The organism is Flavobacteriales bacterium, from assembly GCA_016712535.1.
Taxonomy (GTDB): Bacteria; Bacteroidota; Bacteroidia; order Flavobacteriales_F; family PHOS-HE28; genus PHOS-HE28.
The window spans coordinates 978,640-991,755 of record JADJQW010000003.1; the positions used below are offsets into that span (position 1 = coordinate 978,640).

Genomic DNA, 13,116 nt, shown 5'->3' on the forward strand with positions numbered 1-13,116 from the left:
GACATTGAAGAGTGACCGATCAAGACATCATAGCTGTCGTGGAGGCAGAACTAAAGCAGCCTAGCCAAGGAACTACCGAGCAGTACTTGGAAGTCCATGTACCGGTAAGGAATGGATCATCACTGAGCGTTGCGCGGATCGATCGCGATCGAAATGATGGCATTGTGGTCGTTTACCTACCCGTGGAGAAGCAAGCTTTCCATTTTGCTGTATATGTCAACGAAACTGAAGGCTCCTTCAGTGGAATAGACACCGAACCATACAACCGTGTCTACTTCCGGGCGACGTCCGAAGAACTCTCATTGGATCAATTGAAGGGGATGACAACACTGACTCCAACTGGCGGGTGGAACAAAGGAGACCTAAGGCCTAACGGGCGGTCAGCATACAACTTCAGCAGCTTGGAGCTCTTGCCGAATCCGGAGCCGGATGCTTTCAAGGACAAGCTTCAAAAACTGTTGACCTTTTTGGAGCAGGACCCAAATGGAGTGCGGGGGTTGGTCGACAATGCCAGTGCGGGTATCCAGGTCGCACAGAACTATCACAACGCGAACGGCATGATTGGCGGAGTGCACTTGGATGACCATTGTATCCGACGTATGGCAGCTCTTGGTCTCGAGATCGACTTCGACCTTTATGTGGAAGGCAACGGGTTCATCAGCTAATGGGACAGCAGTGCGTCATATCATACCTGCTGGACCTGGAGCGCAAGACCTTCCTTGGAGTCCCGGGCTCCGACCCGGGATGCATGCAACGCAAAACGCTGGAGCGGTTGCAGTCCATCATCACCAGCGGGAAAGTGCTGCGGAACTGATGAACGCGAGGAAGCATAGTGGTTGTTGGGGCGTGCCCCTCGCAAAGCCTCGGGTCGCGCTTTCCGCTACAAGTCCTCGCTGCGCTGCGGGCTTTCCGCTGCAATCGCTCACGCGAATCCCAACCGGCTCAAGCGAATGAAGCTCCAGGACAATATCTATTTCCAGTCCTACGAGTATGGCTTCAACCATCCAGAAGGGCTAACACTGAACGAGCTGCTCGCATATCTCAAAGAGAAGGGTCATGTCTTCGATGCCAATGCTGAGCGGTACTTCCAGCATTGGTTTTTCCTGAATTTCTTCAACGAGTCGGCGACTTGGCAAACGCAAGTCCATGAGCACGGCCGCATGGGTAGCGGGATAGTCAACATCAAGGACTACTACGATAAGAAGTCGGTGATGACCGGGGAAGCAATGCTACGATACGTGGACATCCTCGAGCTAATGCAAGCACGCGATCACGCTGCCAAAGCCAATGAGAATGCGACGAAATCAATCCAGCTATCGGAAGAGGCTTCACGGCACGCAGCCGATTCAACTCGTACGGCTAGGCATTCCTTGTGGGCTACGATTGGCGCCCTCGTGGTGACGATTCTCCTTGGTCTTTGGCAGGTCTTTGGACAAGTTGACGAACAACCGCAGTGTTGCGATCATGGGGAACGAGAAACTCAGCGCGAACAGCAGACAATCAAAGCAAATGCAGATGCTCTTGTGAATGCGCTTACTGGCAGGACCATTCGCGAAGCCATTGCCCTTCTGAAGGTTGATACTTCTCAGTTCTATGTCTTCGATGAACCACCAGGCATACTGAGAGGCATGAATGTTCAATTGAACGATTCCACAGTCCTGAGTTTGAACTACAAGCGGAGGTCGATCATTGACAAGCCTTACCGCGGCTTTCGACAGCAGTACCTGTATGTAGTTGACGATACAATCACAGCGGTCTCCATCAAACAAGATAGACCCTGATGCGCCGACCAAACCTCGATATGGAAACCGCACTTCGCGTGTGGGATAGAAGCGGAAAGCCCACAGGCCTGCTCATATGGGGGTTAGTGAAGGGAAATGCCCTTGGCCCTAGGTCTAAGGTCCTAGGTCCAAGGCCTGACTTGCACGCGATATGAACCGGTTCAAGAACCTCGATATCTGGAAGGATGCGATTGCTCTCGCGAAGAACGTTCATGTCCTGACGGCAACGCTTCCGAAAGAGGAAACCTATGGATTGAAGAGCCAATTGCGTCGAGCTGCAGTTTCCGTTGCAAGCAATATCGCTGAGGGCGCAGGACGGAACACGAACGGCGAATTCCATCAATTCCTCGGCATCGCCATAGGCTCTGCGTTCGAGGTGGAGACCCAGGTGATCATCGGCATGGAACTCGGTTACTTCAGCAAGGATGCGGTGTCTGCCTTGACCAAAGACATCGAGAGCATCGCCAACCGCACGTTCAAACTTCAACAAACACTCAAGCCCACGACCCGTCAAGGAGTGGGCGGACCTAAGACCTAGGACCCACGACCTAAGACCGCATTTCATGAACGCATACATCATCGCCGGTTTCCGCTCCGCAGTGGGCAAAGCTCCCCGCGGCAAATTCCGTTTCACCCGTCCGGACGACCTGGCCGCGCACGTGGTGAACCACCTGGTGAGCTCGGTGCCCGGGCTGGACCGCACGCGCATCGACGACGTGATCGTGGGCAACGCCACGCCCGAGGCCGAGCAGGGCCTGAACATCGGCCGCATGATCAGCTTGATGGGCCTGAACACCGACAAGGTGCCGGGCATGACGGTGAACCGCTACTGCAGCAGCGGCAGCGAGACCATCGCCATTGCGGCGGCCAAGATCCACAGCGGGCAGGCCAACATGATCGTGGCGGGCGGCGTGGAGTGCATGAGCCCGATCCCCTTCGGCGGCTGGCGCATCGTGCCGAACGCCAAGGTGGGCAAGGCGAACCCCACGTACTACTGGGGCATGGGCCTCACCGCCGAGGCCGTGGCGCGCGACTTCAAGGTGAGCCGTGAGGACCAGGACGCGTTCAGCCTGAAGAGCCACGAGAAGGCGCTGGCCGCGATCAGCTCCGGCAAGTTCAAGGACGAGATCGTGCCCTACACCGTGGAACGCGTGTACCTGGATGCGAAGGAGAAGCGCCAGGTGGAGAAGTACGTGGTGGACACTGATGAAGGTCCGCGCGCGAGCACCCTGGAGGCGCTGGCGAAGCTGAAGCCGGTGTTCGACGCGAAGGGCAGCGTGACGGCGGGCAACGCCAGCCAGACCAGCGATGGCGCGGCCTTCGTGCTGGTGGTGAGCGAGCGCATGCTGAAGGAGCTCGATGTAAAGCCGATCGCGCGTCTCCTCTCCTACCACGTGGCGGGCGTGGAGCCGCGCATCATGGGCATCGGTCCGGTGGCGGCGGTGCCGAAGGCGCTGGAGAAGGCCGGGCTGAAGCTGAACGACATCGGGCTGTTCGAGCTGAACGAGGCCTTCGCATCGCAATCACTGGCGGTGGTGCGCGAGCTGGGCATCGACCCGGAGCTGGTGAACGTGAACGGCGGCGCCATCGCGCTGGGGCATCCGCTGGGGTGCACGGGTGCGAAGCTGAGCGTGCAGCTGTTCAACGAGATGCGAAGGAGGAAGCAGAAGTATGGGGTGGTGACGATGTGCGTGGGGACGGGGCAGGGGGCGGCGAGTGTGTTCGAGTTGTTGAATTGAGCGAGCGATGGCTGTCTGGCAAAGGAGCTTCTACCTCGAGGTTGGCCATTCGGCGCTAACCATCGACGACATGCGGCCACACCTTGATGGTGCTTTGCCGCGTGACTGGGGAGGTGAGGATCACCAGACTTGGGGCAAGACAGACACGAACGATTTCTGGATCGAGTGGGCGAAGGACACCAAGGTGATCGAGGAGATCCGCTTCCGCATCGATCTGCGGAATGTGGACAGGCCCTTCATCGACCTCGTGCTCGGAATCGCGAAACGCTTCCAACTTCAACTGAAGCTCATTCATGTCGAACTGCTGGATCCGACTGTCGAGAATGTGATGACGGTATTGGATCGATCAGATGCTAAGAGGTATGTGCAAGATCCGATGAAGTTCATTGAAGGGCTCGGAGACCAGCAATGAACCCCAAGCCCTTCACCAAGCCCTGCCGTGCCGCATTGTTCACGGGCTTTTTGTTGCTGGCCGCCTGCCAGTCCCCCGCCCCACCCCAAGCCCAGACCCCGCGCGAGATCCACACCCCCGCCTACGACCTGATCATCCCCACCGAACTGAAAGCGCTGCTGATCCTCTTCCCCTGCTTCCCGTGCGATGCAGCGGATACGCGGTCGGAGTCGCCCATCGCGGACACGGCGGTGGCCAACGGCATTGCGGTGCTGCTGATGAACTTCAACCGGCACATCCTGATGAGCGATGCCGAGAAGCGGGAGGTGCTCGATACGATCGCGGCGGCTGTGAAGGCGCATGGGGTCGATGCCACGAACACCTTCATCGGCGGCTTCTCCTCGGGCGGAAACGTGAGCGTGCTGCTGGCGAAGGAGCTGGTGCGCGCGCCGCGACCGGGCATCGGCCTCAAGGGCGTCTTCGCCGTGGACAGTCCGCTGGACCTGGTGCTGCTGTACGAATGCTCGCAGCGCGACCTGTCGAAGACCACCTTCCCAGAATACAAGGACGAGGCGCGCTACGTGTTGGCCTTTCTGGACAGCACCCTCGGCTCGCCCACGGACAGCATGGCCAACTACGAGCGCTCAGCTCCCCTGCTGAACTGGTCCGCGAGCGTGGCTGCGCTGAAGGACCTGCCCATCCGCTTCTATACCGAGCCGGACACGGCGTGGTGGCGCGCGAACCGGGATGACAGCTACGAGGAGCTGAACGCCTTCGGGTTGAAGCGCATCCACGATACGCTGGCGGTGGCGGGGAATGCGCGCGCGGAGTACATCACCACCGAAGGGCGCGGCGTGCAGCACGGCAACCGACATCCGCACGCGTGGTCGATCGTGGAGGAGCGGGAGCTGGTGCGGTGGATGGAGCAGTTGATGGAGTGAGGCTCTTGGCGGAACACCTACCTGTCGTATGTTGTGAAATGCAGAACGACGGGGAAACCGTCAACGGTCCACCAGATGAGCGCCCATCTTCCTTCCTCCACCCTCTTTGAACAACACCAGATCCGTCGGCTCTATGATGAAGCCACGGAGACGTGGTGGTTCTCGGTGATAGACATCATCCAAGTCCTCATTGATCAACCGGACTACCAGACCGCACGGAAATACTGGAACAAGCTGAAAAGCAGGCTGGACGCAGAAGGATCTCAGTCGGTGACAAACTGTCACCGACTGAAATTGGAAGCCGCTGACGGTAAGAGCTACCTCACCGATGTGGCCACTGCCGAAACACTTCTACGCCTCGTTCAGTCGGTTCCAAGCCCCAAGGCCGAACCCATCAAACTCTGGCTGGCGAAAGTGGGCTACGAGCGCATGCAGGAGATGGCCAACCCGAGCTTGGGTATTGATCGGGTGCGGGAGCTTTATCGTCAGCATGGCCGTAGCGAGAAGTGGATCCAACAGCGGATGATGGGCCAGGAGACCCGGAACAAGCTCACCGATTACTGGAAGGAGCACGGGATCAAGGAAGGAGAAGAATTCGCCATCCTCACGAACATCATCCACCAGGAATGGAGTGGCGTGACGGTGAAGGACCACAAGTCGATCAAGGGCCTGAAGACCCAGAACCTGCGCGACCACATGACGGAAGCCGAGCTGATCTTCACGGCGCTGGCCGAACTCAGCACGCGGGCGATCGCCGAAAGCGAACTGGCCGCGGGCATGCCAAAGAACAAAGTGGCGGCGAAGAAAGGCGGCGGTATCGCGAAGAAGGCAAGGCTGGAGTTGGAACAACGCACAGGTAAGGCGGTGGTGTCGGGAGGCAACTTCCTTCCACCGAAGAAGAAACAGGTCTCAAAAGGCAAGAGGAAATGAAGGGAACCCGCTCGGTCGTTTGCCAAGCCGTCGGATCGCTGCTCCTGCTCTCCTGCAACGGCCAGCCCGCGAGCAAGGCACCCGTGCTGATCATGAACGATACGGTCCCGATCCCGACCGAGTGGTTCTTGAAACTCGACTACCCGGAACAGCTCTGCCACTGGGTGCGCCACATGCGCGAGGACAGGAGCGGAACGCTGTGGTTCGGCACCAACCACTACGGACTGATCCGCTACGCGCACGATACACTGGAATACCTCGCCGATAGTGCAGGCATCACCAGTGGCCGCATCAACGGGATCGTGGAAGGCGCGGACGGTATCCTATGGGTGGCCACCCAGGATGAAGGGCTGTTCAAATACGACCCCTCGACGCGCTACTCGGCGCGCCATGGCTTCAGTCAGTTGACCACGAAGGATGGTCTGCTGCACAACGATGTCGGGAACATGGCCATGGGCCGCGATGGCGTGCTGTGGGTCGGCACGATGAACGGGCTGTGCACGTACGACGGTCGCACATTCGCAGCGATCGACCTGCCACCGAACACGGCGGTGGACGCTCTGAGCGGAGTATCGCCTACTCGCATCACGTGCGTCCTGGCGGACCGTCAAGGAATGATCTGGTTCGGGCGGGAAGGGGATGGACTCTTGATGATCGATCCGAAGGAGACCGGACCGCGCAGGATACTGAAGCACTACACCGTGGCAGATGGCCTCCTCGACAGCAGCGTCTCCGGCCTGATGGAGGACAGCAAGGGCAGGCTCTGGATCGGGAGCATGTTCGGCGGTGTGAGCCTCTTCGATCCTTCAGCAGTTGATGAAAAAGGGACCAAGGCGTTCATCAATTTCACGAAGGACGGCGTGATCCAAGGGATCGAAACAGGTGCTTTCTACGAAGACCGGCATGGCCATATCTGGTTCGCGGCGGAGCACCAGGGCGTTTTCCGCTACGATGGCACGAGCTTCACGAACTACGGCCCCAAGGACGGGTTGACGTCGGGCGGTATCCTGGCCATCAAGGAAGACCGGGAAGGCCGGTTCTGGTTCGGCGGTTTCGGCGGGCTCTTCCGCTTCGATCGGAAGACCTCGCGTTTCATGCAGGTGGGGAAAGCCGGTCCTTGGGAGGCCCTATAACCGCGTGCTGGGTAAAGCGTCACGCCAACGGAAAGGTGCGCAAATGCTCGTACCTCGCACCGGGAATCAACTCGCGGCGCATCAAGACCACTTCCCTCACCTGCTCCTGTCTGTGGCATTCATGCGGAGCGAGATATACCCAGGCACGCATGAACTGCGTGGGCTTAAGCCCCGCCGCAATGGTGAGGTGCGGATGGTCGGTCTCGCGGACAGCCGCGTGCAAACTGGGATCGGCCTTGAGGGCCGCGACGATTGGCGTGCGCACCGCAGCGATGGCGTCCTTCTCCACAGGATCGATGTAGATGGTGCGCTTGTCGGGGAAATGCGTGATACCGTGGTAGTGCAGATCGAAGGCTGAGCGTCCAGCCGTTCCACGCGTGATCGCCTCCAGGATAACCTCCTCGTTCTCCTCTGTAAGGTCAAGGAAGCAGAGTGTGATATGCGGCGAGTTGTTCCGGCCGCTGAATGAGCCGATGCGGTCGAAGAGCACGGTGCGCAGGCGCTCCACCTCGGCGGCCAGCACCGGGGCCGGCAGGATGGTGAGCAGGAAGCGGTGGAGCGACATGGGCTTTCAAACTTCAGCAGGACCTTTTGGATATTTGTTATGCGTGCATAACTTTAACCCGAACCCAACGTACCACAATCAGAAGTCATTCGATCATCGGATCGCCTGATTCTCTGAATATCTGATCGACACCATGAGCACTGAAAGCAAGAAAGCTCTTCAAGGCGGCGAGTTCCTGATCCGTGAGAGCGCACCGCAGGACATCTTCATTCCTGAGGAGTTCAACGAGGAGCAGCGCATGATCGCGCAGAGCGCGCGCGAGTTCCTGGAGCAGCACGTGTGGACCCAGCTGGACCGCATTGATTCACTGGAAGAAGGGCTGATGCCGAGCCTGCTGGACAAGGCGGGCGAACTAGGGCTGCTCGGCATCTCGGTGCCTGAGGACCTTGGAGGCTTCGGCAAGGATTTCGTGACAACCATGCTCGTGACGGAAGTGACGGGTGCAGGGCACAGCTTCAGCGTGGCCATCGCGGCGCATACAGGAATCGGCACGCTGCCGATCCTTTACTACGGCAACGAGGCGCAACGCAAGAAGTACATCCCCAAGCTGGCGAGCGGCGAGTGGAAGGCGAGCTATTGCCTCACCGAGCCTGGCGCGGGCAGCGACGCCAACAGCGGGAAGACCAAGGCCACCTTGTCGCCGGATGGCAAGCACTACGTGATCAACGGCCAGAAGATGTGGATCACCAACGGCGGCTTCGCGGACATCTTCACCGTGTTCGCCAAGATCGATGATGATGAGAACCTCACGGCCTTCATCGTGGAGAAGGACTTCGGCGGGATCACGCTTAACCCGGAGGAGAAGAAGATGGGGATCAAGGGCAGCAGCACGCGCCAGGTGTTCTTCAACGACTGCAAGGTGCCCGTGGAGAACATGCTGAGCGATCGGCAGAACGGATTCAAGATCGCGGTGAACATCCTGAACATCGGCCGCATCAAGCTGGCCGGTGCCGCGCTGGGTGGCGCCAAGGCCACGGTGGATATGAGCGTGAAGTACGCCAATGAGCGCATGCAGTTCGGAAAGCCGATCAGCGCGTTCGGCGCGATCCGCCAGAAGCTCGCCGACCAGGCGACGTATTGCTACGTGGTGGAAAGCGCGACCTACCGCTGCAGCCAGGACATGGAGAATGCCATCGAGGCGTTGGAAGCGGCGGGCGCCGACCACGCGAAGGCCCTGCTGAAAGGCGTGGAGCAGTACGCGGCCGAAGCGGCCATCCTCAAAGTGGCAGGCAGCGAATGCCTCGACTATGTAGTGGACGAAGGCGTGCAGATCTATGGCGGCATGGGCTACAGCGCCGAGAGCCCCGTGGAGCGCGCCTACCGCGACAGCCGCATCAACCGGATCTTCGAGGGCACCAACGAGATCAACCGCATGCTCACGGTGGACATGCTGCTGAAGCGTGCCATGAAAGGCCAGTTGGACCTGATGGGTCCGGCGATGCAAGTGGCCAGCGAATTGATGGGCATTCCTGACTTCCCAGAGCCAGATGATTCATTGCTCGGCGACGAGAAGCGCATGGTGGCCAACTTCAAGAAGGCCGTGCTGATGGCCGCCGGTGGTGCTGCGCAGAAACTGGGAATGGAACTCGCGAAACACCAGGAGACGCTGATGCACATCGCCGACATGGTGATCGATACCTACCTGGCCGAGAGCACCTTGTTGCGCACGCTGAAGCTCGCAGAAATGAGGGGCATCGCCAATGCGCAGGAGCAGATCGCCATGTGCCAGCTCTACATCCATGATGCGGCCGACCGCATCCACAAGTGGGCGAAGGAAGCCGTGAACAACTTCGCCGAGGGCGATGAGCGCCAGGCGATGCTGATGGGTGCCAAGCGCTTCGCGAAGAGCACGAACCTGAATACGGCAGAGCTGCGGAAGGCGATCGCGAAGAAGATGATCGCGGAGGGGAAGTACTGCTACTGATGGTTGATTGGATCGGCGTCACCGTCCGATTCTTTCCTCGTGCTGCAGCCATTTGAGGTCGGCACGGCGTGAGGCATCGAACGCCATGTCAACCAAGGTTATATTGATGGATCGCGGCTCCGTTGCGTGTTTTGCTCGCACCAAACACGCAGCTATGAAGCTCTTTCCGCTCTCGACCGCCGCCTTGTTCGCATGCCTCGCGATCGAGGCCGCGCAAGCACAATGCTGGACCTCGGTATCGGCTGGCGGCTCGCATACGCTGGCCATCGATGCGAACGGAGGGCTTTGGGCCTGGGGGCTCAATGACTTCGGACAAGTAGGCGATGGCACCAATTCCACCCGTACGGCTCCAGTTCCGGTGGACACGGTGAACAGCTACACCTCCATATCCGCAGGGATCTTCACCTCGCATGCCATCCGGAACGATGGCACCCTCTGGGGCTGGGGCCGCAACACCTGGGGCGTGGTGGGCGATGGCACCAATTCCCACCGCAACCAGCCCGTGCAAGTCGGGACTGAGACCGACTGGACCTATATACAGGGATCGAGGTTCTTCATATCCGGGTTGCGCGCGAACGGCACCATCTGGGCCTGGGGCGACAACGGAAACGCGCAACTGGGCAATGGCACGCAGGGAGGCCCGGGATCCCTTGTCCCCTTGCAGGTGGGCACCGGCACCAATTGGATCGCGATCTCCAACGGGGACAATCACTGCATCGGCATCCGTGCGGACCATACCGCCTGGGTCTGGGGATCGAACGTATTCGGTGCGCTGGGCATGCCTTCCCCGCTGCTCACCGAGCCTACCCAATTGGGTGCGGACGACGATTGGTCGATGATCCGCGGGGGCGAGAACTGCAATCTGGCGATCAAGCTGGACGGGACCTTGTGGGGCTGGGGCAGGAATTTCACCGGTCTGCTGGGCACCGGCAACACGAACGACGTGTCCGCACCGATCCTGATCAGCGCCGAGACCGATTGGGCCAGCTTGTCCACGGAAACCTGGCACTCCGCCGCGCTGAACACGGCGGGTGAGCTGCACACCTTCGGGTCCAATCAGTTCGGCCAATTGGGCAACGGCACCACCGCGCAAGAACTGGATGTGGAACATCAACCGGGCAGCGAAACCTGGCTATCGGTCTCCATCGGCTTCATGCACAGCGCAGGGATTCGGTCAGACGGATCGCTTTGGTCCTGGGGGGACAACTCCACTGGACAATTGGGAGATGGCACCTTCGTTCAGCGCAATGAGCCCGTGGAGATCGATTGCGTGATCGACATCGGCACCTCGATGAATGAAACCCAGCGAACGCAAGGAATCGTCCTCTGGCCGAATCCTGCTGCCGATCGCATCCGCGTGGGCCATTCTTCGGAGAACCTGCGCTGGGCGTTGCGAGATCCACGCGGGTGCACGATCATGCAGGGCAGCGGTCCGGCGGATCGCGGCATCGACATCACGAGCCTGCCCTCAGGCTGCTACTCCTTGGAGTGGGATGGTGGGATGGGACGGCGCGTTGCGCGGTTCGTGAAAGAGTAACGCCATCGCGCGGCATCAATTCAGCCCGTCGACTGCGATTCCTGGCGCATCGGTGCAACGACGAGCATCGCGATCAGCCCGATCACCACGAACGACTTCAGCTTGTAGTGCGCGTACACATCGGCGAACTCGCCGAGCAGCAGCTCCGTGTTCAATCCGAGGAAAACGAGCGTCAGGCCGATGGTCCAGCGCTTCGCCGCAGGGCCTGATGGCAGCAATAGGCGCGTGTGCAGCAGCCAGGCGATGGCAGGCGCTGCCAGCAGCATGCTGTAGTTGCGCTGATGCGGGAAGAGCATGATGGTGCAGAGCAGCAGGTAGCCCACCTCGCGCAGCACGCGGCGCTCATTCAGCTCCATGCGGAACGGTGGCCAGCGCACGAAAACGATGGTGAGCGCGATGAGCGCCAATCGGCCCACGAGGAGCAAGCCGGCGATCTGCTCGATGGTGAGCGCAGCCAGATTGCGCGGAAGGGACATGGTGTTGCTGCTGCCGCCCTCGGTGCTCAGGTATGCCGAGAGCAGGGAGCCCAGCGCGATGAAGGACGGCTCTTCCTCATCGAGGATGTGGCGCGCATCGGTGGGGTTGAGCAGCTCAGCGCGCGTGCGCTGCAGTTCCATCAGCTCATCCCAGCCGAGCAGCAGGGCCGGAGCGAATTGCAGCGCCACGAAGAGCATGACGGAGGCCAGCGCGCCCAACCAATGGCGCCGCCAGAGCAGGTAGGGAGGAGCACGGCCGGGAGCAGCTTCACATCGAGCCCGATGGCGATGAGCGCGCCGCCGAGCAACGGACGTTCCGCGCGGATGAGGCGCAGTCCTTCGAGCGAGAGCCAGACCAGCAGCGGCGTGAGCTGCATGGAGTTGATGTTGTCGCGCACCGGCTGGAAGAGCAGCAGGAGCAAGAGCGCATGGAAGCGCGCGCGATCCACCGATGGGGCATCGTTCAGCCCGATCCATCCTTGCACGATGCGCAGGCTCCGGAGCGTGAGCGCGATGATGCTCAATCCCCAGAGCCATTTCGCACCCTCCGCGCCGAGCCACTCGAGTGGGGCGATCGCCAGCGCGAAGAAGGGGCTGTAGAAGTAGCGGTACCACTCGTTGTAGCGCAGCAGGTAGGCGTTGCGGCCCGCGCGCAGGTCGGCGCTGGCTTGGAGGAAGATGTCCATGTCGTTGCGCTCACCAGCGGCGATCAGCACGGTGACCAGCAGCCCGAGGATGGCAAGCGCCGATGCCCCAAGCCAGATCCGGCCGCGGAGACCCCCGTGCTGCCAGCAATCCCGGATCCCAAGCGGTAGCATCATCCCCCCGCCTTCTTCGCCTTGTAGCCTTTCTCCATGAGGTAGGCCAGCACCTTGTCGCGGTGGTCGCCCTGCAGCAGGATCACGCCGTCCTTGGTGTTGCCACCCACGCCGCATTTGCTCTTCAGCGCGCGGCCTAGGTCGTCCAGGTCGACGGGCTTGCCCACGAAGCCCACGATGCGCGTCACCTCCTTGTTGCCTTTAAGCCGGTCCAGGTGGATGCGGAGGTCCTGCTGTTGTGGGGGCAGGGTGGCCGGTTCACGCGCGGTGCTCAGGCTCTTGTTGGTGCTGTACACCAGGCCACCGAGGCCGCTGGGTGGGCGCTTCTTCATGGATGCAATTCTAGGTGAATAGTGAATGGGAGTATGCGAAAGGTCGCGAGCACGGTCTTCCTATTCACCATTCACTAATCACTATTCACCACTCACCACCTCCTATTTCCACCACGTGATCAACGGCCTTGTCATCTCCAGCCCGAAGCGCCTTGCCTCCTCCAGCTTGAACGGCCCGTGCATCTTCAGGTAGAGGTCGAAGGTGATGGGGCCTTCCTGGTCGGCCTTGAAGTTGGTGTGCCAGTAGTTGTTGAGGGCGTAGAGGTAGAGGGTGCTGCTGCTCTTCGCTTCGGTCTTCCAGGCCTTGTACATCTCTGGATTGGTGCCCTTGCCGGGGTTCACCTTACGCTCGTCCACCATGTCGCCCACCTCCCAGAGCGCGCCTTGCGGACACACGATGGTGACGCCCATGCTGTCGTTGCTCACATCGATCCAGCGCTGGGCGCAGAAAAAATCGTTGTTGCTGCCGGGGATGCGGCCGCTCTCAGGCGTCACGCAGGTATCGCCGATGCCGATGCGGACGGTGGCGTTGGGGATCTCGCCGAAGGG

Annotated in this window: 16 protein-coding genes; 11 read left to right on the plus strand and 5 right to left on the minus strand. The window is 60.3% G+C overall.

Going from position 1 to position 13,116, the window contains the following annotated elements; translation table 11 throughout:
* Nucleotides 1-11: 11 nt before the first annotated feature.
* From IPK70_14425 to IPK70_14465, 9 genes are all read left to right on the plus strand, one after another.
* The gene (locus IPK70_14425; protein ID MBK8228354.1) at nucleotides 12-665 is read left to right on the plus strand and encodes a DUF4279 domain-containing protein; all 654 of its coding nucleotides are present in this window, start codon (nucleotides 12-14) and stop codon (nucleotides 663-665) included.
* Nucleotides 665-814: a hypothetical protein gene (locus IPK70_14430; protein MBK8228355.1), complete on the plus strand. Its 150-nt coding sequence runs from the start codon at nucleotides 665-667 to the stop codon at nucleotides 812-814. Before IPK70_14425 ends, IPK70_14430 begins: the two co-directional genes overlap by 1 nt.
* A 136-nt stretch (nucleotides 815-950) precedes the next feature.
* Nucleotides 951-1,781 carry a hypothetical protein gene (locus IPK70_14435; protein MBK8228356.1) on the plus strand — a complete coding sequence of 277 codons (831 nt, stop codon included), beginning with the start codon at nucleotides 951-953 and terminating at the stop codon, nucleotides 1,779-1,781.
* Between the two features lie 151 nt (nucleotides 1,782-1,932).
* Entirely contained in the window at nucleotides 1,933-2,319 is a 387-nt protein-coding gene (locus IPK70_14440; GenBank protein MBK8228357.1) for a four helix bundle protein, read from the plus strand.
* Between the two features lie 25 nt (nucleotides 2,320-2,344).
* Entirely contained in the window at nucleotides 2,345-3,520 is a 1,176-nt protein-coding gene (locus IPK70_14445; GenBank protein MBK8228358.1) for an acetyl-CoA C-acyltransferase, read from the plus strand.
* A gap of 70 nt (nucleotides 3,521-3,590) precedes the next feature.
* A complete protein-coding gene (locus IPK70_14450) occupies nucleotides 3,591-3,932 on the plus strand; it encodes a hypothetical protein (protein MBK8228359.1) in 342 nt (113 codons plus the stop codon).
* Nucleotides 3,929-4,852 carry a hypothetical protein gene (locus tag IPK70_14455; protein MBK8228360.1) on the plus strand — a complete coding sequence of 308 codons (924 nt, stop codon included), beginning with the start codon at nucleotides 3,929-3,931 and terminating at the stop codon, nucleotides 4,850-4,852. The genes IPK70_14450 and IPK70_14455 overlap by 4 nt, the downstream gene beginning before the upstream one ends.
* A gap of 75 nt (nucleotides 4,853-4,927) precedes the next feature.
* Entirely contained in the window at nucleotides 4,928-5,782 is an 855-nt protein-coding gene (locus tag IPK70_14460; GenBank protein ID MBK8228361.1) for a hypothetical protein, read from the plus strand.
* Nucleotides 5,779-6,915: a hypothetical protein gene (locus IPK70_14465; protein ID MBK8228362.1), complete on the plus strand. Its 1,137-nt coding sequence runs from the start codon at nucleotides 5,779-5,781 to the stop codon at nucleotides 6,913-6,915. Before IPK70_14460 ends, IPK70_14465 begins: the two co-directional genes overlap by 4 nt.
* 19 nt (nucleotides 6,916-6,934) lie before the next feature.
* On the opposite strand, the gene IPK70_14470 is transcribed toward IPK70_14465, so the two are convergent.
* Nucleotides 6,935-7,480 (minus strand): 2'-5' RNA ligase family protein, encoded by a 546-nt coding sequence (locus IPK70_14470; GenBank protein MBK8228363.1) that lies wholly within the window; start codon nucleotides 7,478-7,480, stop codon nucleotides 6,935-6,937.
* Between the two features lie 133 nt (nucleotides 7,481-7,613).
* On the opposite strand from IPK70_14470, the gene IPK70_14475 reads away from it, so the two are divergent.
* Together IPK70_14475 and IPK70_14480 are read left to right on the plus strand one after the other, a co-directional pair.
* A complete protein-coding gene (locus IPK70_14475) occupies nucleotides 7,614-9,404 on the plus strand; it encodes an acyl-CoA dehydrogenase family protein (GenBank protein ID MBK8228364.1) in 1,791 nt (596 codons plus the stop codon).
* Between the two features lie 154 nt (nucleotides 9,405-9,558).
* Nucleotides 9,559-10,941 (plus strand): hypothetical protein, encoded by a 1,383-nt coding sequence (locus IPK70_14480; protein ID MBK8228365.1) that lies wholly within the window; start codon nucleotides 9,559-9,561, stop codon nucleotides 10,939-10,941.
* A 20-nt stretch (nucleotides 10,942-10,961) separates the two neighbouring features.
* Here the strand turns inward: IPK70_14480 and IPK70_14485 are convergent, their stop codons facing one another.
* From IPK70_14485 to IPK70_14500, 4 genes are all read right to left on the minus strand, one after another.
* Nucleotides 10,962-11,615 carry a hypothetical protein gene (locus IPK70_14485; GenBank protein MBK8228366.1) on the minus strand — a complete coding sequence of 218 codons (654 nt, stop codon included), beginning with the start codon at nucleotides 11,613-11,615 and terminating at the stop codon, nucleotides 10,962-10,964.
* Nucleotides 11,558-12,238 (minus strand): DUF2029 domain-containing protein, encoded by a 681-nt coding sequence (locus IPK70_14490; protein MBK8228367.1) that lies wholly within the window; start codon nucleotides 12,236-12,238, stop codon nucleotides 11,558-11,560. The genes IPK70_14485 and IPK70_14490 overlap by 58 nt, the downstream gene beginning before the upstream one ends.
* Nucleotides 12,235-12,567, minus strand: coding sequence for a translation initiation factor (locus IPK70_14495; GenBank protein ID MBK8228368.1), 333 nt, complete (start codon nucleotides 12,565-12,567; stop codon nucleotides 12,235-12,237). The genes IPK70_14490 and IPK70_14495 overlap by 4 nt, the downstream gene beginning before the upstream one ends.
* Nucleotides 12,568-12,669: 102 nt before the next feature.
* The coding region (locus tag IPK70_14500; GenBank protein MBK8228369.1) for a hypothetical protein at nucleotides 12,670-13,116 on the minus strand (447 nt) is incomplete at its 5' end.